The organism is Rhodococcus sp. KRD162, from assembly GCF_017168335.1.
Taxonomy (GTDB): Bacteria; Actinomycetota; Actinomycetes; order Mycobacteriales; family Mycobacteriaceae; genus Rhodococcoides.
In genome coordinates, this window is the sequence record NZ_JABFAU010000013.1 from 168,400 (window position 1) to 191,112 (window position 22,713).

The following is a 22,713-nucleotide window of genomic DNA, read 5'->3' on the forward strand; positions in this document are numbered from 1 at the left end:
CGACCGCAACACTGCACAGAATCGAGACCATCACATGCCCATCACCCGGCAGATGCCCAAAGCTACCGACCTGCGCGAGGTCCTCTCGTTCAAGAAACCAGATCTGAACCTGCGTCGCCGACGCCTCGACGCCGCACTCACCATCGACGATCTCCGCACCATCGCCCGTCGTCGTACCCCGCGCGCGGCATTCGACTACACCGACGGCGCCGCCGACGCCGAGATCTCACTGTCGAGAGCTCGCCAGGCCTTCCGTGACGTCGAGTTCCACCCCTCGATCCTGCGGGACGTCTCCCACGTCGACACGTCGACGACGGTGTTCGGCGGGCCGTCGGCGCTCCCGTTCGGCATCGCACCGACGGGCTTCACTCGTCTGATGCAGACCGAAGGTGAGTACGCCGGTTCCGCCTCGGCCGGAGCTGCCGGTATCCCGTTCTGCCTCTCGACTCTGGGCACCACGTCGATCGAGGACGTCAAGGCCACCAATCCGACCGGACGAAACTGGTTCCAGCTCTACGTCATGCGAGACCGCGACATCTCGTTCGGGCTGGTCGAACGCGCTGCCAAGGCAGGCTTCGACACCCTCCTGTTCACCGTCGACACGCCGGTAGCCGGGGCACGCCTGCGCGACAAGCGCAACGGATTCTCCATCCCGCCGCAGTTGACCGCGTCGACGATCGCCAACGCCATTCCGCGTCCGTGGTGGTGGTGGGATTTCCTCACCACCGCGAAGCTCGAGTTCGCATCGCTCTCCTCCACCGGCGGCACCGTCGGAGAGCTGCTCAATTCAGCGATGGATCCGTCCATCTCGTTCGAGGATCTCGACGTCATCCGCGAAATCTGGCCCGGCAAGCTGGTCGTCAAAGGTGTTCAGTCGGTGGCCGATTCGGCCCGTCTCGCCGAACTGGGAGTCGACGGCATCATTCTGTCGAACCACGGGGGCCGACAACTCGATCGGGCACCCATTCCTTTTCATCTGCTGCCTCAGGTCGTCCGCGAAGTCGGCTCCGAGTTCGAGGTAGCCGTCGACACCGGCATCATGCACGGTGCCGATATCGTCGCCTCCATCGCAATGGGTGCATCGTTCACGCTCGTCGGCCGGGCGTACCTGTACGGCCTGATGGCCGGGGGCCGCGCCGGCGTCGACCGCATGATCGACATCCTGCGCGAGGAAATCGTCCGCACCATGCAACTGCTGCAGGTCAATTCACTCTCGGAGCTCACCCCGGAGCACGTCACCCAACTCACTCGATTCGCCCCTCTGCAGTCCGGGGCCCGCACCTTCACGCCACGCTGACCGTTCCCGACGGGCCGGGTTTCGGGGCCGGTTTCGGGGCCGGTTTCGGCGCAAACGCGCGCGCGTTCGCTGAACGCGCGCGGATTCGCCAGCAGAACGGAGCAATTCCACGCGCACCTGACGGAGACGAGCACCCACCGCCGACCCGACGTGCATCACCATCACGACGACCGCAATCAACGCCGACATCGCAAGCGCCGCCAACACCGTCGCCCCGCCCTCGTCATCACCCATGCCTGATTTCATTCCACTGCAACCGGTTCCGCAGCAGCAACCGCCTCCGCCGACAATCTCAACCCCGGCAGCGGACTGTCCACCTCCACCCGCGCGACAAAGAACTCTCCATCCTCGGTGACAGTGACCCGCGCACCGTCCGGAGCAACCCTCTCCCCCACCGACACAGCCCGGGCCACATCCCCTCTCGCCGCCAACCGAGCAGCCTCCCTGGCCGCATCGACACACCCGATGTGCATCGTCACCGACACGATCGCCCCGATACACACCACGATCACCGCGACGATGGACGCGATCGCGAACGCCGCCTCCACCGTCACGGCCCCGTCCTCATCACCCAAGATCAGACGGCGGTGTTCAGCGCTCGATCGATGATTCCCGTCAACGCCGACACGATGCTGTCGCCGGTCACCACCGTGTACAGCACGGCCCCGAACGCGGCAGCCGCGATGGTGCCGATCGCATACTCCGCGGTGGACATGCCATCGTCCTCCACGCCGAACAGCACGATTCGAGTCTTCAACTCCTGCAGTGCGTTCTCGATCATCTCGATTCCCCTCCTTGTTCTCCGACGCGGCATCTCCGCACCGGACACTCGAGTGCGCGTCGGTCACAGCAGACCGCCGCCCAGTACGTTGCCCGCCAGTCCGATCACCACGGGGATGATGCCGAGACAGATGAAGGCAGGCAGAAAGCACAGTCCCAACGGACCACTGATCAGCACACCGGCACGCTCGGCAGCAGCCGCCGAGGCATCCTCGGCGCGGGTTCGTTGTGTCGCAGCAAGTTCCGTCATCGCCGACGCCATCGACGAGCCCGCCCGTGCAGATCGGCGTGCCATTCGCGCCAGCGCTTCGGTTTCCGGATCGTCCGCGACGGACTCCCATGCGGTCTCGGCATCGGCCCCGAGTTCGAGCAGATCGGCTGCCTTGCGCAGCGCGATGCCGAAGGAAGCAGGAGCGGATCGAGCTGCTGCTGCGGCGGCGGTCGCGATCGGCAGCCCTGATCGTAGGCATGCTGCGAGTAGATCGAAGGTCGTGGCCACCGCCAGTGGATCCGGAGGGGCGTCCTCGACGGCGTCGGTCTCGGCCCCGCCGGCGTTCGCGGGCCGACGCAGCCCGTTACCGACCGTCGGCGCAGCGATCAGGGCCGTGGCCAGACACAGCACGGTCACCCACGTCACGTCGTCACCTTGCCGGTGATCGCGTCGGTCCACAGCAATCCGGCGCAGCCGAGTGTGGTTCCGATACACAGCAGAATCCCGCCCATTCCGCCGCCGAGCAGAATCCCCAGCGGTTCGGCCCCCATCAACTGTCCGAGCGCAACTCCCAGGATCGGCAAACCCGCCAGCACCAGGGCGGTAGCGCGGGCCCCCGCCAGCGATGCCTCTGTTCGCTCTCGAAACCGTCTGCGTCCCAGCATGTCCGCACGTACGGCATCGAGCAGCTCGGCAAGCGCCAGGCCGTGTTCGTCGGCAACCCGCCATGCGGCGGCCAACCGGTGCAGCTCCGCGTTCAGTAGCGGATCGGCTGCGACAATCCCGTCGGCGGGGCTACCGCCGAGCCGCGAGCGCGAGGCTGCGCCGCGCAATGCCACCGACGCGATTCCGCCGCACTCGTCCGCTGCCACCGCACTGGCCGTCGCGGGATGCGCTCCGACGCGCAGCTCACCGATGACCACCTCGACTCCGGTTGCCAGCCAGTTCGATTCGGCGACATGTCGGTCGCGTTCGAGTCGCCGCTTGTACCGGTGCCATCCGGTGCCGCCCGCCACCGCTGCGGCCCCGACGGCCCACAAGCCGCCGAACCACAAGACCGTCACTGCGGCAACCGACGCCGCACCGGCCGGGATAACCCATGCCGGCCAGGTCCGGACTCTGCGTACAGGGGCGGGAAAGACACGTGAAACACTGGGCCACAACACTGTTGCTGCAGCCAGAACGACCAGCGCTGCGGTCATCGGTTGTCACCGCAGCGGCGGTTCAACAGCTCGCGCAACCGATGAGCACCCTGCGTGGCCTGGGCATCGACGGACCAGGCCGCCGCGATATGCACTCGCCCGCCCGGATCGACGTCGACCACTCCGATCTCGCGCAGCCGACGCGTACCGTCGGAGCTGCGGTGAACGTGCAGCACCACCTGCACCGCCGCCGCGAGCTGACTGTGCAGGGCGTCTCGGCCCATCCCGCCCAACGCTGCCAGAGCCTCCAGCCGGGCTGGCACCTCGGCCGGCGAGTTCGCGTGGACCGTGCCTGCTCCCCCGTCGTGACCGGTGTTGAGTGCTGTCATCAGGTCGATCACCTCGGCCCCTCGTACCTCGCCGACCACGAGACGGTCGGGTCGCATCCGCAGTGCCTGACGCACCAGTTGGCGTACCGATACCTCGCCGACCCCTTCGACATTCGGCGCCCGGGCCACCAACCGCACCACATGCGGATGAGCCGGTGCCAACTCGGCAGCGTCCTCGACGCACACGATCCGCTCGGTCGGATCCACCTCGCCCAAGAGCGCGGCAAGGAGTGTGGTCTTACCGGCACCGGTACCGCCGACCACCAGGAAAGCCAAGCGCCCGAGCATGATTCGGCGCAACAGTTCGTAACCGCCATCAGTGACCGCTCCTGATGCACGCAGGGCCGAAAGTCCTTGAGTTGCCGGTCGCAGCACGCGAAGAGACACGCACGTTCCGCCGCTCGCCACCGGTGCCAGCACCGCATGCAGGCGGACTCCGAATGCGCCCTGTCCGACGCCGGGTAGTCGACCGTCGACCCAGGGTTGCGCATCGTCCAGTCGGCGACCGGCCGACAACGCGAGCCGTTGCGCCAGCCTCCGCACGGCGGCCTCGTCCTCGAATCGAATTCCGGTGCGTTCGAGTCCGCGGCCGCGATCGATCCACACCTGGTCCGGCGCGGTGACCAGAACATCGGTCACTCCGGGCTCGGACAGCAGCGACTCGAGCGGTCCGGCTCCGGTGAGTTCGGTCTGCAGAACACGCAGTGCCGCAAGCATATCGGTGTCGCCGATCACCCCTCCCGCCTCGGCCCGGATGGCGGCAGCCACGGTCGCAGGAACCGGAGTGTCGGCAGCCGACGCCAGGCGATCGCGGACGCGGTCGAGTAATTCTGCAGTGACGACTGCGCTCATGCTGCCAACCCTCCGTGCCGCGGTTTCTGCGAGAACGTCTCGAGCACGTCGTTCGCCGCGGCGCGCAACGGTGAACGACGGCCGAGAACGAGTCCACCGCGTTCGAGACGTTCGGCCAATCCTGGTTCGGCACGCATCGACGCCAGCAGGGGCAGCTCGAGCGCGACAGCGATGTCCTCCGCCCTTAGACCACCCGGTGCGGGCCCACGAACCACCAGTCCTACATTGGCGTTTCGGTCAGCCACGTGCGCCGCCACCGCCTCCGCGGAGGTGACCGAGCGTAACTCTGCCGGCAGCATCAGCACGACGAGATCCGCTGCGGCGTACAGGGCATCGGAGATCTCGTCGGGGTGACGCGGTGCGTCGCATACCACCAGATCTCCTGCCGCACGCCCTGCGTCGAGCACAGCCGCCACTGCGGGGGCAGTGAGCCCGGCACCCCGGTCAGCAGATCTGCCCAGCGCCAACACCGACAGACCGCCCCGGGAGGGCAGCGCACCGTGCAGAGCGTCGCCGGATACTCGGCCACCTTCGACAACCAATCCGGACCACCGCAGACCGGGAACGTTCTCCCAGCCGAGCAACAGATCGAGCCCGCTGCCGTACCGGTCGCCCTCCACGAGGATGACGCGCCCGCCCGTGCCACTGGCACTCAGTCCGAGTGCGGCGGCGAGCGTGGACGCTCCCGCACCACCGCGGGCACCCACGACGGCCACGATGCCGCCGTCGCCGGTGACAGACGCGGCAGGCGCGCCGAGTATCCGCACGAGTGTGTCCTCGTCCGAGGGTAGGGAGATCACGTGCTCGGCCCCGAGGGCCGTTGCGGTTCGCCAATCCTCGAGCGTCGGCGGCTCGGCCGTGACCAGAACGACACCTTCGCGTCGCGGAAATCCGGCGGAAAGAGCCGTCTCGGCGGCAGCGAAATCGAGGAGAATATTTCCGTTTCGGTCCCAGATCGAACGCTTCGAGCCGATACCGACCAGTAAGTTCTGCTCCTCCACAACACAATCCGCGGCCGCAGCGATTCGGTAGACCTCGTCGCGGAGGCCGCGAAGGTCGATCGACATCGTCACCGCGGGCCGAGCGCTTCTCTCTCGCGAGTCCGTTTCCATGCGCCAAGCCTGCGTGAGAATCTGCTCGAGAAACGCGCGACTTGGGGAAATGTGGATAGATTCGGGCCTGTGGATGAATAACGGTACCGAAGTACCATTTTTCGACCGACCCCAGAAATGAGGACGACCCTCGCCAGGGGGGGAGGAGGCGAGGGTCGTCTGGTTCAGCCCCGGGGGGTCGGGCTGAACACCGCCCGGGATGAACCGGGCTCATGGAAAATACTACACCCGTGGACGTCCTTGTTTGCAAGTTCAACCGTCCGAGTTTCTCGGCCGAGTTCGGCCGAGTCCGGCAGTGCCGCCACAGGACATCCACCAGTCACCACCGGCCACTATGGTGACAAACGTGACCCAGAGCGCGAGCAATGACGATGCCCCGGCCGGCCGACGCGCAACGCGCGTCGCGGCATTCTTCGACCTCGACAAAACGATCATCGCCAAGTCCAGCACGCTGGCCTTCAGCAAGCCGTTCTTCGACCAAGGTCTCATCAATCGACGCGCGGTGCTCAAGAGCAGCTACGCGCAGTTCCTGTTTCTGCTCTCCGGTGCCGACCACGACCAGATGGAGCGGATGCGGGCGCACATCGCGAGCATGACCGCGGGCTGGGACGTCGAGCAGGTTCGAGCAGTCGTTGCCGAAACTCTGCACGACATCGTGGACCCCCTCGTGTTCGCCGAGGCCGCCGATCTCATTGCCGATCACAAGCTCCGAGGGCACGACGTCGTGATCGTCTCGGCGTCCGGCGACGAGATCGTGCACCCCATCGCGGAGTTACTGGGAGCCGATCACAGCATGGCCACCACGATGGTGACCGTGGACGGCAAGTACATCGGCGAGGTCGAGTTCTACTGCTACGGCGAAGGCAAGGTCGACGCCATGAACTCCCTGGCCGCACAACATGATTACGACCTGGCCTCGAGCTACGCCTACTCGGATTCGATCACCGACGTGCCGATGCTGCGCGCCGTCGGGCACCCTACGGCCGTCAACCCCGATCGCGCGCTCCGCAAGGAAGCCGCAGCCAACGGCTGGCCGATCCTGACCTTCTCCAACCCGGTGTCACTGCGCTCTCGAATTCAGGCACCATCCGGCAAGACCGTAGCGGTCAGTGCCGCAGCAAGTTTCAGTGCGCTTGCTGCAGGCGTGATCACCTACGGACTACTTCGCAGAAAGAGATGAGCCCGTACCTCTTGAAGTAAGGCGCGCCGCGGGGTAGAAATGACGTACGGAAGAACGGAAGGCCAAGAACGAATCGGAAGAGAAGATTCGCTCTCCCGACCCGGATTCCCAGCACGGACACCGGTACCCACGCGGAGCTTGCCACCCAATGGCAGAAGCGCTGTGGGCCTGCGGAATTCGCCAGCGATCAGCAAGAACCCTGCACCGGTTGCAGGGATGACCTCATCACTGCCGCATTCTCGCCGAGGCCACGTGGTACGCCATCACAGCCCACTTATGCACGCTTGGTAACCAGGCGCTCCGTGCTCGAGGGCGGCGAAGCCGACACACGTCGGTATCGCCGCCCTTTTTACGTGCTATTGCGCTGCTTCGGCAATCGAATGTGCTTCTGCCGCACCCGCTTCGAACGCCCCGCAGCACAGGATCACCCAACTCCCGACGCCCGTCGCAGTGCCCTCGGCGAATCCCGCCGCACCATCGCGGTACGCATTCGCCCGGCGCATCCAGCTCACCTCCGGTACCCCGAGGTTGTGCGGATCGAATCCCGAGGATGCTGCAACCAACCTCGACGCGGCCCGCGCCACGACGCCATCGGCCGATCCGAAAGCACGGAGCGTCAGCAGTTCGCCGTGCACCACGGCCGCAAGCACCGGGGCAGGCGCTGAGGTCCCGCCCGTCACCAGTTGAGCGAGCAGGTCCAGTCGCTCGCTCACACCGGCATCGGCGCGGGGACGGCCGAGCGCGGCGGCATTTTCGTCGACGAGATCGGCCGCGGCCAACAGATGAAGCCGCGCGAGGGTTTGCAGCGGTGCCCGCTTCCACGTGGAGATGGTGTTCTGCAGAGCGTCACCGTCCAACGCGGCCGCGACCCGGAGCGCGCCGGCGAGAACGGGATCACCGTCCTCGTCCTCGCGCGGAAAATCCATCGAACCGCCTTCGAGCGCAGAGGACGATCGAGCGGCGCGGACCGCGGCCTCGGCAGCAGTGGCCGGCCAACCACGCCGATTGGCCTTGTGTCGGTGTACCGCGCCCAGAGCGTCACGCGCCCGTTCGGCGGCATCGAGAACTCCAGGCAGGTCCAGCAGCGGGGCGAGGGGGTCCGTCACGACAGACGACGGTACCCCCTCCCCTACTCGGCGTTCCCGCCTACTTCGATCCGGCCGCCAACAGCTCGGCGCGCGCCTGACGACGCTTGGCCTGTTCGGCGGGATCGGGCACCGGGACAGCCGCGAGCAACCGCTTGGTGTACTCGTTGGTAGGACGACGGAGAATCTGATCCGTCGTACCGAACTCCGCCAACTTGCCCTTGTTCAGCACCGCGATGCGCTTGGCCAGTACTTCCACCACCGCGAGGTCGTGACTGATGAACAGGCATGCGAACCCGTACTCGTGCTGGAGTTCCTTGAACAGGTCGAGCACCTTCGCCTGCACCGACACATCCAGCGCGGACGTCGGCTCGTCGGCCACCAGCAGCGTCGGCTCCAGAGCCAGAGCCCGGGCGATACCGACGCGCTGACGCTGTCCACCGGAGAGCTGATGGGGATAACGATTACGCATGGTCCGCGACAGGTGAACGCGGTCGAGCAGTTCCTCGACCTTTCGATTCCGTTCGGCAGCATTGTGCTCGGTGTGCAGCAGCATCGGCTCGGCAATCGACTGTCCGATCGGCCAACGCGGATTCAGCGACGAGCCCGGATCCTGGAACACGATGCCGACCTTGCTTCGCACCGAACGCAGTTCGCGATTGGACATGTTCGTGATGTCGACGCCTGCGATCGACAACGATCCGCCGGTGAGCTTGTTCAGCCCCACCACCGCCTTGCCGATCGTGGACTTACCCGAGCCGGACTCACCGACGAGCCCGACCACCTCACCCATCTCGATATCGAGGCTGACCCCGTCGACGGCCCGGAACACGGTGCGACCCGGGTACTCGATGACACCGTCGACGATGCTCAGTGCGCGAGTTTCCTCGACGGCACTCGGCTCGGCGATCTCTCCGGCGGCCACGGCCTCGATGCTGCTGCCCAGGTGCGGAACCGACGAGAGCAACTGCTGCGTGTACGGATGCGACGCGTTCTTGAAGATGGTGGGTGCGGCGTCGGTTTCGACTATGACGCCGTCCTTCATCACCGCGATGCGATCGGCCATGTCGGCCACCACACCCATGTCGTGGGTGATCAGCACGATCGAGGCGTCGGCCCGGTTGCGCAGGTCACGCATCAGGTCGAGAATCTCGGCCTGCACCGTGACGTCCAACGCTGTGGTCGGCTCGTCCGCGATGAGCAGCGCCGGATCCGAGGACAGTGCCTGCGCGATCATGGCGCGCTGACGCTGACCACCGGAGAGCTGGTGAGGGTAGAAGTTCACCCGAGTCTGCGGATCCGGCATCTCGACGAGCTTGAGAAGCTCGACCGCTCGGGCTTTTGCTTCCTTCTTCGACAGCGAGGTGTGCGCCCGGATGGCCTCGGTGATCTGCCATCCGATCGAGTACACCGGGTTGAGCGCCGTCATGGGCTCCTGGAAGATCACCGCGACGTTCTTGCCGCGGATGGGTGCGAGCTGCTTCTCGGGCAACCCGACCAGTTCTTTCTCCCCGAGCATGATGCTGCCCGACACTCGCGAATTATCGGCGAGCAGGCCCGGGATGGCCATGGCCGTCGTCGACTTGCCCGATCCGGACTCACCGACGACCGCCAGCACCTCGCCGGAGCCGACCGTGAACGAGACGGTGTCGACGGCCTTGCGCCATACTTTCTCGACCTCGAACTCGACCGTCAGGTCCGTGACGCGCAGGATGGCGTCCTTCTCAATAGCCATGTCAGTTCCGTTTCGGATCGAGTGCGTCACGGAGTGCATCGCCGAGCATGATGAACGCGAGCACCGTGACGGAGAGGAACGCAGCCGGGAACAGCACCAGGTGCGGCGATGTCAGAAACACGTTCTGGCCGAGGTTGATCTGCAGACCCCATGAGATCTCGGGGGCTTGCAATCCGATTCCGAGGAACGTCAGCGTCGCCTCGGCGGCGATGAACGTTCCCACCGAGATGGTGGCGTAGATGACCACCGGAGCCAGGGCATTGGGCAGGATGTGTCGCACCAGAATTCGGTAGGTCGACGCCCCCAGTGCCTGTGCAGCCTGGACGTACTCGCTGTTCTTGATCGCGATGACACTCGATCGCACCAGACGCATCGCCGTCATCCAGCCGAAGGCGACCAGGGCCAGCGACACGGTGAAGATGGTGCGCTGGGCGGTGACGGTGAGCAGGATCAGGGCACCGAGCAGTAGCGGAATTCCGAAGAACACGTCGGTGAACCGAGCCAGGAAGCTGTCGATGATTCCACCGAAATAGCCTGCCAGAGCGCCGATCAGGACGCCGATGATCAGCACGCCGATCACCGACAGCACGCCGATCGACAACGAGATGCGCGCTCCGTAGATGACGTTGGCGTAGTAGTCGCAGCCCTGGACGTCCGTACCGAACCAGTGTTGTGCGCTGGGGCTCAGCCGCGAATCCGACAGCGAGCACACTCGAGGATCTATCCCGCGGGCGAACAGCTGTGGGAATACGGCCATGACCAACAGCACCGTCAACAGGAAGGTTCCGATGATGAAGAACGGGCTCTTGCGCAGGAACTTCCACGCGTTGCCCCAGAGGCTGGCCTGGCCGACCAGATCGCCGGACTCGCCGGTGACGACCTCCCCGGGCTCGCCCTCTTCGATGGCGTGCTGAGCTGCACTCGAATCTTCTTTATTCATAGCGAATCCTTGGATCGAGAACCGCGTAGAGAACGTCCACCACGAGGTTGAAGAAGATATAGAAGAACACGAAGAGCGTCACGATGCCGACGACGACGGCGCCTTCCTGACGAGCGAGACCGTCGTAGATGGCGCGGCCGAGCCCGGGCAGGTTGAACACCGTTTCGGTCACGATTGCGCCGCCCAGAAGTCCGCCGACGTCGGCACCGATGAAGGTGACGACGGGAATCAGTGAATTGCGCAATGCATGCCGAACGATGATGCGCCTGTTGCTGATTCCCTTCGACTTCGCTGTGCGGATGTAGTCCGCGGCCATCGATTCGGCCACCGAGGTACGCGTCAGACGAGCGACGTATGCCATCGACAGCGACGCGAGCACCAGGCCGGGAAGCAAGTAACTCGACCACCCGTTGTTGATGCCCGAGATCGGGAAGATGCCGAGCTTGAGCCCGAGAGTGAACTGCGCGAGGAAACCGAGCACGAAGACGGGCACCGAGACCAGGAGCGTGGTGGAGATCAGCACCAGGTTGTCGAAGAACGATCCCCGCTTGAGCGCAGCGAGCACGCCTGCGGCGATGCCGATGACGGTCTCGATGACGACGGCCACGATGGTCAACCGCACGGTCACCGGGAGCGTCCGCTCGATGGTGTCCAGGACGGGCCGCCCCGAGAAGTCGGTTCCGAAGTTGCCTTGGAAGAATCCGGCGATGTATTTGAAGTACTGAACGAACAGATTGTCGTCGAGGTTGAACTCGGCTCGCAGCTGGGCGACGACACCTGGTGCGAGGGGGCGATCTCCGGCGAGGGCGCGGATGGGATCACCCGGTAGCGCGTAGACCATCGCGAAGATCAAGAACGAGGAGCCGATCAGGACGGGAATCGTCAGCAGTAATCGGCGAGTGATGTAGCGACCCACGGTGTGTCTTCTCCTTGAACAAGGGACGAACCTGCACCCCGGGTCTTGCCGGCGCAGGTCGGTGTGGGACCGATTCGACCCACGGTTGAACGAGACCCGGCGGGTGGCAACCGATCTGCTCGGCTGCCACCCACTGGGTGTGTCGTCAGTTGACTACGACATCCTCGAGGACGATGTTTCCTCGGTTGTCGATCTTGACGTCGGAGACGCGGTCGGACCACACGGCCTGATTCAGACCGTAGAACAGCGGGGTGGCGGGCATCTGGTCGATCAGGATGTCCTCCGCACGCTGGTAGTCCTCGGTGGCACCGTCGATGTCCTCGGCGTTGTTGCCCTCGGTCAGCGCGTTGTCGAACGCCGGGTCACTGAAGAAGGTGGCGTTGCTGCCTGCCGGCGGCAGGGCCGAGGTCGAGTACAGCGGGCTGAGGAAGTTGTAGATCGACGGGTAGTCCATGATCCAACCCGAGCGGAACGGGCCGGTCATACCCTTGGCGTCCTGCAGCGGTAGGTACTGCGCGAACTGGAGGTCGCCGCGCAGTGCGTAGTTCACACCCAGGTTCTCACGAATCTGGTTGCCCACAGCGGTCATCCACGAATCGTGGCCGGCTCCGGCGTTGAACCACAGATCGACCGGCTGGCTGCGATCGAATCCGGCCTCGTCGAGCAGACGGTTGGCCTCGTCCGGGTTGAGCTCGCAGTTGGCACCGCAGGCATTCGCGCGGTAACCGTCGACGACGGGAGATGCGAACGAGTCGGCGGGGGTGCGGGTATCGGTGAAGATCGCGGTCGCGATGGCCTGGCGGTCGATGGCCATCGAGAATGCCTTGCGCACGTTCGGATCCTGGAAACGCGGATCATAGGTGGGGAAGCCGAGCGAGGTGATGTCGGGGCGAGCGCGCTCGCCGTAACGGTCACCGAACGTACTGCGTGCGGTGGCCCATGCATCCTCGGGCAGATCGAGCATGACGTCGAGTCCGCCGCCCTGAACATCGTTGTAGCCGGTGCTCACCTCGGTGTAGACCTTGAAGTTGACGCCTGCGGACTGGGCGGGGTTGTCGCCTGCGTAGTCGTCGTACTTGGTGACGGTGAAGCCCTGCCCCGGAACGAAGTCCGAGTCGGCCTTGAACGGGCCGTTACCGATCGGGCGGGCACCGAAGCCCGTCGGGTCGTTGTAGAACGCCTCCGGCAGCGGGTCGAACGCGGTGTAACCGAGCGTCAGCGGGAAGATCGCGAACGGTCCGGTGAGCTTGACGGTGAAGGTCGTGTCGTCGACGACGTTGAGACCGCTCAGTTCGGTTGCGACGGGCTCGGCGGTGTCGCTGCCCTGCAGATCTGCATAGCCTTCGATGTTCTCGAAGAAGTAGGACGCACCGAATGCGTTGGTGCTCAACGCATTGTAGCTCCACGCCTTGGTGTAGGACTCGGCCGTGACCGGAGTGCCGTCGTGGAACGTCCAGCCGTCCTTGAGCTTGATGGTCCACATGGTGTTGTCGTCGGATTCGACTGACTCGGCGACGCCGTTGTACTCGACACTGTTGTCATCGTCGTTGAACGTGACCAGCGGAGTGAAGAGGGCCTCGAGGACCTGACTGCCTTCGCTCTCGGTGGTGTTTCCGGGAACCAGCGGGTTCTCGGGCTCGCCGATGTAAATGCTGTAGATCCCGTCGGCACTGCCGCCGGAGCCCGAGCCCCCACCGCCACAGGCGGCGAGCAGGCTCGCACTCATCAGCACAGCCGTGGTGACGACCGCGGCACGTTTGATACGCAAGAAAATCCTCCATCCAGATGTGAACACGGGGTCATCCGTGCTCAGTCCCTCGGGCGCGACGCCCGGGGATTCATGGGCGACCGCAAACCACGACGCAGGTATGCCGTGGGAACGATCCAATAGAAGAGGACTTTAGACACATCCTGATACGAACATGTGAACTCCCCCAGATTTGCCTGATCGGCGGGTGGCTACGACACACGTTCGAAACGTTTCGGCAAGTCGATTTCTCACAGTTCGGACTCGGACGCGACCGACCCCGCTCACCGGCCGCACGATTTACCGTCCATCGCGCAGAAACGACCGATCACCGCAGATCAGGGGGTTGCAGCCGAGTGCAACGGTGCGATCGCGATCACATGTGACTACCCTCACCCATGGCTCGAAAGCGGCATCGAAGCGTCGTTTCACGGGTCAAACGCATCGGACGAAAGAGAGCTATTCGAGATGACGACCAGTACCTCCGGAACAGACGAGACCGCGGTTGCCTCCTACGCACCCTCGGCCGAGTTCTCGGCACAGGCCAACGCCGGAGCCGAACTCTACGCCGCCGCGGAGAACGACCGACTCGGCTTCTGGGCCGAGCAAGCACGCCGTCTCCACTGGCACACCCCGTTCACCGAGGTTCTCGACTGGTCCGAGGCCCCCGTCGCCAAGTGGTTCGGCGACGGTGAGCTCAACGTCGCCTACAACTGCGTCGACCGCCACGTGCTCGACGGGCACGGCGACCAGGTGGCCATTCACTGGGAGGGCGAGCCCGGCGACAGCCGCGACGTCACCTACTCCGATCTGCTCGCCGAGGTCAGCCAGGCCGCGAACACCCTGACCGAACTCGGCCTCGTCTCCGGCGACCGGGTCGCGATCTACATGCCGATGATCCCCGAGGCCATCGTCTCGATGCTCGCCTGCGCTCGCCTCGGCCTGACCCACTCGGTCGTCTTCGCCGGCTTCTCGGCCACCGCGCTGCGCTCACGGATCGACGACGCCGAAGCCAAGCTCGTCATCACCACCGACGGCCAGTGGCGACGCGGCAAGCCCGCTCCCATCAAGGACACCGTCGACGAGGCCGTCGACGGTGCCGCCTCGATCGAACACGTCCTCGTCGTCAAACGCACCGACTCCGATGTGGCCTGGACCGACGGACGCGACCTGTGGTGGCACGAGACCGTCGCGAAGGCATCGACAGAGCATGAGGCACAACCCTTCCCTGCCGAGCACCCGCTGTTCATCCTCTACACCTCCGGTACGACGGGTAAGCCGAAGGGCATCATCCACACCTCCGGCGGCTACCTGACGCAGACCTCCTACACCCATCACAACGTCTTCGACCACAAGGCAGGCACCGACGTCTACTGGTGCACCGCCGATATCGGCTGGGTCACCGGACACTCCTACATCGTGTACGGGCCGCTCTCGAACCGCGCCACCCAGGTCGTCTACGAGGGCACCCCCAACTCGCCCGACGAGCATCGGCACTGGAACGTCATCGAGAAGTACAAGGTCTCGATCTACTACACCTCCCCCACCCTCGTGCGCACGTTCATGAAGTGGGGCAAAGAGATTCCCGAGGCACACGATCTGACCTCGATTCGCCTGCTCGGCAGCGTCGGGGAGCCGATCAACCCCGAGGCGTGGCGCTGGTTCCGCGATGTCGTCGGCGGCGGCACCGCACCGATCGTCGACACCTGGTGGCAGACCGAGACCGGTGCGATCATGATCTCCCCACTGCCCGGCGTCACCGCCACCAAACCGGGCTCGGCCATGAGTCCACTGCCCGGTATCTGCGCCAAGATCGTCGACGACGATGCCAAGCCACTGGGCAACGGCGGCAACGGCTACCTCGTCCTCGACGAGCCCTGGCCGTCGATGTTGCGCGGCATCTGGGGCGACATGGACAGGTACAAGGACACGTACTGGTCGCGGTACCCCGAAGAGGGCTGGTACTTCGCCGGCGACGGTGCCAAGTACGACGAGGACGGTGCACTGTGGGTGCTCGGCCGCGTCGACGACGTCATGAACGTCTCGGGCCACCGCATCTCGACCTCCGAGGTGGAGTCGGCGCTGGTGGGTCACAACGGCGTCGCCGAAGCCGCCGTCGTCGGTGCGACCGACGAGACCACCGGACAGGGCATCGTGGCGTTCGTCATCCTGCGCGCCGGCGTGGAGAACACCGGCGACGACCTGATCAAGGAGCTCAAAGCTCAGGTGTCGAAGGAGATTTCACCGATCGCCCGTCCTCGCGAGATCTCCATCGTGCCCGAGCTTCCGAAAACGCGGTCCGGCAAGATCATGCGACGCCTGCTCCGTGACGTGGCCGAGGGTCGCGATCTGGGTGACACCTCCACCCTCGTCGATCCGAAGGTGTTCGAGGCAATCGCAAAGGGCCGGTAGACGCTCGCGGCCGCTCCGCCGTCGGCGGAGCGGCTCGATATCGTCACGCGGTGAGCGCAGGTGCTTCGGTCAGATCGAAGACCGTGTAATCGCCGACGGTCTGGGGCGTGAACCTCGCGGTCACCCAGTCGCCGATCGACGAAGACCGGGTCCTGCCCGCGCCTGCGACGAAGTAGTGGATCTTCCCGGCTGCCACATCGGCCTCGAATTGATCGAGGGTGGGTGACGGATCGGTTCCGGAAAACCCGCCCACCGGCATCACCGGGTCCTCGGTGGCGAGTTGTAGGCCCGCAGCGGCGTTGGAGCCGATCGTCGCCGCCACCCAGGTGTAGTGGGGTGCATCGGCCTCCAGCATGCCGATCAGCGCGGCATCGGGCGGCGACTGAGAGCCGAATTGCGGGGATCGACCGGCACTTTCATCGCCTCGTCCAGTTCGATACGCGGAGTGATCGGATGCAATGGCAGGGCCGGCGGACGGACCGCCGCCGGTGTGCGGCGTGACGACGGTATCTGCGACGTAAGCAATCGGCCCGGCCAAGGCAACCGCGATTGCCGCAGCCCCCAGTGCAATCGAGACGGTTCGGGAACGAAAGAACAGCAGGGCGAGTGCCACCGCGATCCCGCCGCCCAGCACCACCCACCGAAGCCACGGCAGGAACTCGGGGGTACGGGCGAGAAAGACGAACGACGTTGCCGTGGTGACCACCGAGGACAGCACCAGAACCGCACGCCAGGAGAACTTTTCGCGCCTCCACAGCTCGCTGCCCGCGGACCCGAGGACAGCGGCGATCGGCGGAGCCAGGACGATCGTGTAGTACGGGTGGAAGGTGCCGGACATGAAGCTGAACACCACCGAACATCCGATGAGCCAGACAGCCCACATCACGTACCACGCCCGTCGAAAGTCCCGTCGAGGCGCTCTGCCCCGCAACACGATTCCCGCAACGAGGAGTACCAGCGCGGCGGGAATCAGCCAGGAGATCTGACCGCCCTGGGCAGCGGCGAACAACCGGGTGATGCCGGTTTGCGGGGCGTGCCCGACCCCGCCGAAACCGCCCGTCTGGGCCGCGGCGGTGCTGCTCGGGTGCTCGTTCCCGGTCAACCTGCCCAGGCCGTTGTAGCCGAACGTCAGGTCGAGAATGCTGTCGGTCTTCGATCCGCCGACCCAGGGTCGATCTGCCGCGGGAACGAGCTGCACGAGCGCCACCCACCACCCGGCGGATACGAGTACGGCACCGCCGGCAGCCAGCAGCTGCAGTAGTCGAATTCCGAGTTTCGGCGGCCCGAATGCCCCGTAGGCCACAGCCAGCGCGGGAACGACGAGGAACGCCTGCAGCTGCTTGGTCAGGAAACCGAGCCCGATCACCACCCCGGTCAGCACCAGCCAGCGAGTTCGACCGTCTTCGAGACCCCGCAGTAGTGCCCAGGCCGCACCCAACAGCGCGAGGGTGAGCAACGCGTCGGGATTGTCGTAGCGAAACATCAGCGCGAAGGTCGGCGTCGTCGCCAGGACGAGGCCTGCGATCAGCCCGGCCCCGTATCCGAATCGGCGCGCGACGATCGCGTACATGATGCCCACGCTCAACACGGCCATCAGCACCTGCGGTAGCAGCAGCGACCACGGGTTCAGACCGAAGGCCCGGACCGAGAGTTCCATCACCCACAACGACGCTGGGGGCTTGTCCACGGTGATCGAGTTTCCGGCGTCGGACGAACCGAAGACGAACGCCTTCCAGCTGACCGAGCCGGCCTGGACGGCCGCTGCGTAGAAGGAGTTACCCCAGTGCTCGCGGCTGAGGTCCACGGCGTAGGCCGCTGCTGTTCCGACGAGTAGGGCGACCAGAGTGGGCATTGCCCACCGCGGGCGGGCGATGTCGTGTTCGAGGACGGTCACAAGCGATCACTGTGGCCCTCGACGCTGAGGGTTCGCTCCGGGCTTCCTGGCAATCGCCCGTCAATGTCCCCGCCGGCCGCTCTACACGTTGTCGAGCGACTGGTCGCGGGTTTCCCTCATGATGATGAGCGAGATCAAGGTCAACGAGGCCGCGATGGCCAGATAGACACCCACCCAGCCGACGCCGTAGCTGCTCACCAGCCAGGTGGCGATGAACGGGGCCACTGCCGCACCGAGGATCGACGCGGTGTTGTACGAGATTCCCGAGCCGGTGTAGCGAACGTTCGTCGGAAACAGTTCGGGCAGAACGGCACTCATCGGACCGAAGGTCAGGCCCATCAAACCGAGGCCGACGCACATGAAGACCAACATCTTGCCTGCGGACGCGGACGCCGGATCGGCGAACCAGTGGAACGACAGGCCGAACAGCACGATCACCGCGGTGATGACGATGAGCGTGGGGCGGCGTCCGTACTTGTCCGCGAGCAGCCCGGCGACCGGGATCAACGCTGCGAAGAACAGCACCGCGATCAGCTGCAGCTCCAGGAAGTCGGTGTACGCGATGGCCAGCTTGGGGCCGTTGACATCGGAGACCTTGCCGGTGCCGTAGCTGACCACCCACGTGGTCATGATGTAGAAGAGTGTGTACGTGGCGAGCATGACGAACGTACCGATGATCAGCTGACGCCAGCTGGACTTGAACACCTGAGCCAGCGGAGCCTTGACCTTCTGCCCGCGCTCGACGGCCAGCTTGAACACCGGCGTCTCCTCCAGCTTGAGCCGGACGTAGAGCCCGATGATCACCATGATCGCGCTGAGCAGGAAGGGAATTCGCCAGCCCCACGTGAGGAACGCGTGATCGGTGCCGGAGTTGGCCGAGTCGTATCCGGTGGCGATGACGATCAACAGGAAGATGCCGTTGGCGAAGAAGAAGCCGATGGGTGCGCCCAGCTGCGGGTACATCGCCGCCCAGGCGCGCTTTCCGGGTTTGGCGGTTTCGGTGGCCAGCAATGCCGCACCACTCCACTCGCCGCCGAGGCCGACACCCTGGGTGAAGCGCATGATCGCCAACAGCGCCGGGGCCCACAGACCCACCGCGGCGTACGTCGGCAACAGGCCGATCGCGAACGTCGCGACGCCCATCGTCAACAGTGACCCGACGAGGGTCGCCTTGCGTCCGATGCGATCGCCGAAGTGCCCGAAGAGAACCGACCCGATGGGGCGGGCGATGAAGGCCAGACCGAACGTCGCGAACGAGGCCAGCAGCGCGGTGGTGTCGTTTCCTGCCGGAAAGAACAGGCGCGGGAAGACGAGCACTGCGGCGGTGGCGTAGATGTAGAAGTCGAAGAACTCGATGGACGTGCCGACCATCGACGCGATCACGATGCGTGAACGCGGCACCTGCGGTGCGGGAATTGCGCCATCGGCGGTGACGGCGTGTGCTGAACTCACGGATGCTCCTGAAGGGGGAAGTTCCCTGCAAATTACCTGATGAACACCTGAGAATTTCACGGCCCGGTTTCGTTTGTCGCCGGTCGTACCCGATTCTCGCTGTTTGCCCGGTGCGGCGCGGTGGTACGCGGCTCTGGGGCCGAGCGTCGCTCGCCCATCGCGGAGCAGTTAACCTGCTACGTAGGCACTACTGTCGATACGATCCGATCAACACCGAGCAGAGCGATTACAAGGGGCCGAGAGTTGAGCGTCAGCAATGACAAGGGATACGGAAACGGCGTCCCGAACACGATTTCGTCGATACCTCTGACCGATGTCGATGCCCGCACCCCTGGTAGCGCCAGCATCGGGAACCTCGTCAAGGACGCCACCACACAGGTGTCGACGCTGGTGCGAGCCGAGGTCGCCCTCGCCAAAGCGGAGGTCACCGGAGAGGTCAAGAAGGGACTGCAGGGCAGCGTCTTCTTCATCGCGGCACTGACGGTCCTGTTGTTCAGTACCTTCTTCTTTTTCTTCTTCGCCGCCGAACTGCTCGACGTGTGGCTCTACCGGTGGGCAGCCTTCCTGATCGTGTTCGCGTTCATGGTGTTGGCCGCCGCTCTGTTCGGCTTCCTCGGTTATCGCAGGGTCAAGAAGCTGCGCAAGCCCGAGAAGACCATCGATTCGCTCAAGCAGGCGTCGACGGTGCTGCCGAACCAGCACGATTCCATCCCAGGGGTTCCCGGCTACAAGAAGTAGCCACCCGGCGAATCGAGCAGCATGAATCAGCCCGATCCGTCCACGGTCCGCTACCCGGGACAGTGGATCCATCGCGACATCCACGCCAACGGAATCCGCTTTCACACGGTGGAGGTCGGCGAGCACGCTCCTGACGCACCTCTGGTGATCCTGTTGCACGGTTTCGCCGACTTCTGGTACTCCTGGCGGCACCAAATCCAGGCACTCGCCGGCTCGGGTGTCCGGGCGATCGCGGTGGACCTGCGCGGATACGGCGATTCCGACAAGCCCCCACGCGGTTACGACGGGTGGACCCTTGCCGGCGACATCGTCGGACTCGTCCGTGCTCTCGGCTATCCGCACGCCACGTTCGTCGGGCACGCAGACGGCGGACTGGTCTGCTGGGCCAGTGCCGCGCTGCACCCGCGTCTCGTGCGCTCGATGGTGCTGATCAACGCCCCGCACCCCATTTCCTTGCGGCGCGCAGTACTGAAAGACCCCGCCCAGCGCGCCGCGCTGCTCCCGCACTTCGTGCGATACCAGATTCCGCTACGGCCCGAGCGGCAGTTGACGCGCAACGGCGGTGCCGCAGTGACAGAGCTGATGAGCAGCCGCGCCGGGGCGGCGTGGATGAGTACCGACGACTTCTCGGACACCGCCGCGAAGATGAGCTCGGCCATCCGCATTCCCGGTGCCGCGCACTGCGCGCTCGAATATCAGCGGTGGGCGTTCCGCAGCCAATTCCGTTCCGACGGACGCCGCTTCATGGACGCCGTCGACGTCCGCACCACGATTCCGGTCGCTCAGATCAGCGGCGACCTGGACCCGTACGTGCTGCCGACCACCCTCGATCGGGATCGGCACTGGGCACCGGGGCTGACGCGTCGAACAGTGCCGGACGTGGGGCACTACCCGCACCAGGAAGCGCCCGAGGTGGTGTCCGAGGAGATCCTGCGGGTTGTCCGGGAGAGCTAGCTAGACGATGCAGTCGCCGGTGGTCACCGCGACCGGCGCATCGAAACTCTGTGCCAGTTCTTGCGAGATCTCCGATGCGGTCAACACGAATCCGGTATCGGGGTCGTCGACGGCCGCACCGAACACGACACCGAGCACCTCGCCGGACGAGTTGACCAGTGGTCCACCGGAGTTGCCCTGCCGCACCGATCCGCGCACCGTGTAGACCTCGCGTTGGACGGTTCCGGTGCGGTAGATATCGGGGCCGCTGAGATTGATGACCTCGCGGATACGTGCCGGGCTCGCGGTGTACGGCCCGCCGCCGGGGTAGCCGAGCACGATGGCATCGGTTCCGGAATCGGCCGGAGTCGGGGCGAACGACAACACCGGTGCCTGCAACTGCGAAACCCGAAGCACAGCAATGTCTTCCTCGGGATCGAACAGTACTACCTCGGCGTCGAGCGGTCCGTTGGGTGAATCGACGGTCACCTCGGACGTTCCGGCGACGACGTGCGCGTTGGTCATCACCAGATTCGGTCCGACGACGAAGCCCGAACCTTCGAGCGCCTTCTGGCAGCTGGGAGCGATGCCGTTGATCTTGATGACGCTGGACTGCAGCTGAAGTGGAATGGGGCCTGCGGCGATACCGGAATCGGGAGCCGCGACCTCGGCGACCGGGGTGCGACCGAACGGCCCGATGACCTCCGGCAACCCCGAGGTGTCGAGCAGAGCCGAGAACTCCTTCGGCACCTGCCGCAGCCAATCGGGTGCCACTTCGTCGACCTGGCCCAGCACCGTGGATCCGCGTACCGCACTGGCGACCTCGGGCTGCGAGGAGGAGGTCAGCGGAATGGCGAGCAGCCAGGCAGCGGCGAGAACTGCGACCGCCTGCAGTCCGGCTCCGATCGTGCTGTCGACGGATCTGGCTGCGCGCGAATGGATTCCGCTGCGCAGTGCGCGTCCGAGAACCATTCCGGCGACTTCACCGACGATCACCAGCACCACGATCAACGCGATGCCGACGAACACCCTCGTTCGCGAACCATCGACGTGCTCCAGTACGTGTGGGGCCACCAGAATTCCGGCGACGGCACCGAGCACGACGCCGAGGAACGCCAGCGCCGACGCCACCGCACCCTGCCGCCATCCCGACGTTGCCGCCAGCAGTGCGATGGCGATCACCGCGATATCGACCCATCCTGAACCGGTCACCGATCGAGCCTCGCTCCTACCGCAGTCAAGCTGGCCTCCAGATCGCGTACGTCACCCGTGTCCCACTCGGGCTCCCAGCCAGAAACAGCCAGCAGGCCCGCCAGAATACCGCCCGTGAATCCCCACACGAGCATTCCCTGCGCCGAGAAGGCCGGCCCCTGGTAACCCGAGGGATGTCGAACCTGGAATCGATTGTCGGGATCGAGCAACTCGCGCAACGGAACTCGCACGACCCGCTCGGTCTCACCCGCATCGATGACGCGCACCGGGCTCGGCCGCTCCCAGTACGAGAGCACCGGAACCACATCGAAGCGCGAGGGCGGGATGTAGATCCCGGGCATCGTCGCCAGCGGAACCACACCGGCCGGATCCAGTCCGGTCTCTTCCTCGGCTTCACGCAGCGCCGTTCCGATCGGGCCGTCGTCACCCGGATCGGTGGCACCACCGGGGAACGCAATCTGTCCGCTGTGATCACGCAGCGTCGATGCGCGCTGGGTCAGCAACACATCGGCCTCGGCGGGCAGCCCGCCGGGCGAGGTGGGATCGGCGTCTGCCGGTCCGCCGAACAGCACCAGGACCGCCGCAGTTCGTGAGCGGCCGGACGGCGGGGCCTGACGCTGCAGAACAGGGTTGGCACCGATGGTGTCGGAAAGCCCGCGGGCCCCGCCTGCGACGTCACGCATGGT

20 protein-coding genes are annotated in these 22,713 nt (G+C 65.3%); 5 read left to right on the plus strand and 15 right to left on the minus strand.

All coding sequences use genetic code 11. From position 1 onward, the window contains the following. Positions 1-34 precede the first annotated feature (34 nt). Positions 35-1,297: an alpha-hydroxy acid oxidase gene (locus J1M87_RS17885; protein WP_206490856.1), complete on the plus strand. Its 1,263-nt coding sequence runs from the start codon at positions 35-37 to the stop codon at positions 1,295-1,297. 242 nt (positions 1,298-1,539) lie between these two features. Here J1M87_RS17885 and J1M87_RS17890 read toward each other — a convergent pair whose 3' ends face one another. The 6 genes from J1M87_RS17890 to ssd form a co-directional block, all read right to left on the minus strand. Then, positions 1,540-1,851: a TadE family type IV pilus minor pilin gene (locus J1M87_RS17890; protein ID WP_206490857.1), complete on the minus strand. Its 312-nt coding sequence runs from the start codon at positions 1,849-1,851 to the stop codon at positions 1,540-1,542. Positions 1,852-1,874: 23 nt separating this feature from the next. Continuing rightward, positions 1,875-2,078 carry a DUF4244 domain-containing protein gene (locus tag J1M87_RS17895; protein WP_032380048.1) on the minus strand — a complete coding sequence of 68 codons (204 nt, stop codon included), beginning with the start codon at positions 2,076-2,078 and terminating at the stop codon, positions 1,875-1,877. A 63-nt stretch (positions 2,079-2,141) separates the two neighbouring features. After that, positions 2,142-2,714, minus strand: coding sequence for a type II secretion system F family protein (locus J1M87_RS17900; RefSeq protein WP_206490859.1), 573 nt, complete (start codon positions 2,712-2,714; stop codon positions 2,142-2,144). Continuing rightward, positions 2,711-3,490 carry a type II secretion system F family protein gene (locus J1M87_RS17905; protein WP_206490860.1) on the minus strand — a complete coding sequence of 260 codons (780 nt, stop codon included), beginning with the start codon at positions 3,488-3,490 and terminating at the stop codon, positions 2,711-2,713. The genes J1M87_RS17900 and J1M87_RS17905 overlap by 4 nt, the downstream gene beginning before the upstream one ends. Beyond that, positions 3,487-4,671, minus strand: a complete 1,185-nt coding sequence (locus tag J1M87_RS17910) for a TadA family conjugal transfer-associated ATPase (RefSeq protein ID WP_206490862.1) — start codon at positions 4,669-4,671, stop codon at positions 3,487-3,489. The genes J1M87_RS17905 and J1M87_RS17910 overlap by 4 nt, the downstream gene beginning before the upstream one ends. Continuing rightward, positions 4,668-5,783 (minus strand): septum site-determining protein Ssd, encoded by a 1,116-nt coding sequence (gene ssd, locus J1M87_RS17915; RefSeq protein WP_206490864.1) that lies wholly within the window; start codon positions 5,781-5,783, stop codon positions 4,668-4,670. The genes J1M87_RS17910 and ssd overlap by 4 nt, the downstream gene beginning before the upstream one ends. Before the next feature lie 334 nt (positions 5,784-6,117). Between ssd and J1M87_RS17920 the strand changes: the two genes are divergently transcribed. Beyond that, positions 6,118-6,963 (plus strand): HAD-IB family hydrolase, encoded by an 846-nt coding sequence (locus J1M87_RS17920; RefSeq protein WP_241257120.1) that lies wholly within the window; start codon positions 6,118-6,120, stop codon positions 6,961-6,963. A gap of 356 nt (positions 6,964-7,319) precedes the next feature. Here the strand turns inward: J1M87_RS17920 and J1M87_RS17925 are convergent, their stop codons facing one another. The 5 genes from J1M87_RS17925 to J1M87_RS17945 form a co-directional block, all read right to left on the minus strand. Further along, positions 7,320-8,069: an oxidoreductase gene (locus J1M87_RS17925; protein WP_206490868.1), complete on the minus strand. Its 750-nt coding sequence runs from the start codon at positions 8,067-8,069 to the stop codon at positions 7,320-7,322. Positions 8,070-8,109: 40 nt separating this feature from the next. Continuing rightward, the gene (locus tag J1M87_RS17930; protein ID WP_241257121.1) at positions 8,110-9,783 is read right to left on the minus strand and encodes an ABC transporter ATP-binding protein; all 1,674 of its coding nucleotides are present in this window, start codon (positions 9,781-9,783) and stop codon (positions 8,110-8,112) included. 1 nt (position 9,784) lies between these two features. Beyond that, positions 9,785-10,723, minus strand: a complete 939-nt coding sequence (locus J1M87_RS17935) for an ABC transporter permease (RefSeq protein ID WP_241257122.1) — start codon at positions 10,721-10,723, stop codon at positions 9,785-9,787. Then, positions 10,716-11,639, minus strand: coding sequence for an ABC transporter permease (locus J1M87_RS17940; protein WP_206490870.1), 924 nt, complete (start codon positions 11,637-11,639; stop codon positions 10,716-10,718). Before J1M87_RS17940 ends, J1M87_RS17935 begins: the two co-directional genes overlap by 8 nt. Positions 11,640-11,784: 145 nt before the next feature. Further along, the gene (locus tag J1M87_RS17945) at positions 11,785-13,407 is read right to left on the minus strand and encodes an ABC transporter substrate-binding protein (protein ID WP_241257123.1); all 1,623 of its coding nucleotides are present in this window, start codon (positions 13,405-13,407) and stop codon (positions 11,785-11,787) included. A gap of 447 nt (positions 13,408-13,854) precedes the next feature. Here J1M87_RS17945 and acs point away from each other — a divergent pair, with 447 nt between their 5' ends. Further along, positions 13,855-15,798, plus strand: a complete 1,944-nt coding sequence (gene acs / locus J1M87_RS17950; protein ID WP_206490872.1) for an acetate--CoA ligase — start codon at positions 13,855-13,857, stop codon at positions 15,796-15,798. 43 nt (positions 15,799-15,841) lie between these two features. Here the strand turns inward: acs and J1M87_RS17955 are convergent, their stop codons facing one another. Together J1M87_RS17955 and J1M87_RS17960 are read right to left on the minus strand one after the other, a co-directional pair. Next, positions 15,842-17,692 (minus strand): glycosyltransferase family 39 protein, encoded by a 1,851-nt coding sequence (locus J1M87_RS17955; protein ID WP_307830852.1) that lies wholly within the window; start codon positions 17,690-17,692, stop codon positions 15,842-15,844. Between the two features lie 81 nt (positions 17,693-17,773). Beyond that, positions 17,774-19,144, minus strand: coding sequence for an MFS transporter (locus J1M87_RS17960; protein WP_206490873.1), 1,371 nt, complete (start codon positions 19,142-19,144; stop codon positions 17,774-17,776). 243 nt (positions 19,145-19,387) lie between these two features. On the opposite strand from J1M87_RS17960, the gene J1M87_RS17965 reads away from it, so the two are divergent. Then, complete coding sequence (locus J1M87_RS17965; protein WP_206490874.1) at positions 19,388-19,882, plus strand: phage holin family protein; 495 nt, start codon at positions 19,388-19,390, stop codon at positions 19,880-19,882. A 21-nt stretch (positions 19,883-19,903) separates the two neighbouring features. Beyond that, the gene (locus tag J1M87_RS17970) at positions 19,904-20,836 is read left to right on the plus strand and encodes an alpha/beta fold hydrolase (RefSeq protein WP_206490875.1); all 933 of its coding nucleotides are present in this window, start codon (positions 19,904-19,906) and stop codon (positions 20,834-20,836) included. Here the strand turns inward: J1M87_RS17970 and marP are convergent, their stop codons facing one another. Continuing rightward, entirely contained in the window at positions 20,837-22,027 is a 1,191-nt protein-coding gene (gene marP / locus J1M87_RS17975) for an acid resistance serine protease MarP (RefSeq protein WP_206490876.1), read from the minus strand. After that, positions 22,024-22,710: a CoA pyrophosphatase gene (locus J1M87_RS17980; RefSeq protein WP_206491402.1), complete on the minus strand. Its 687-nt coding sequence runs from the start codon at positions 22,708-22,710 to the stop codon at positions 22,024-22,026. Before J1M87_RS17980 ends, marP begins: the two co-directional genes overlap by 4 nt. Positions 22,711-22,713 lie beyond the last annotated feature (3 nt).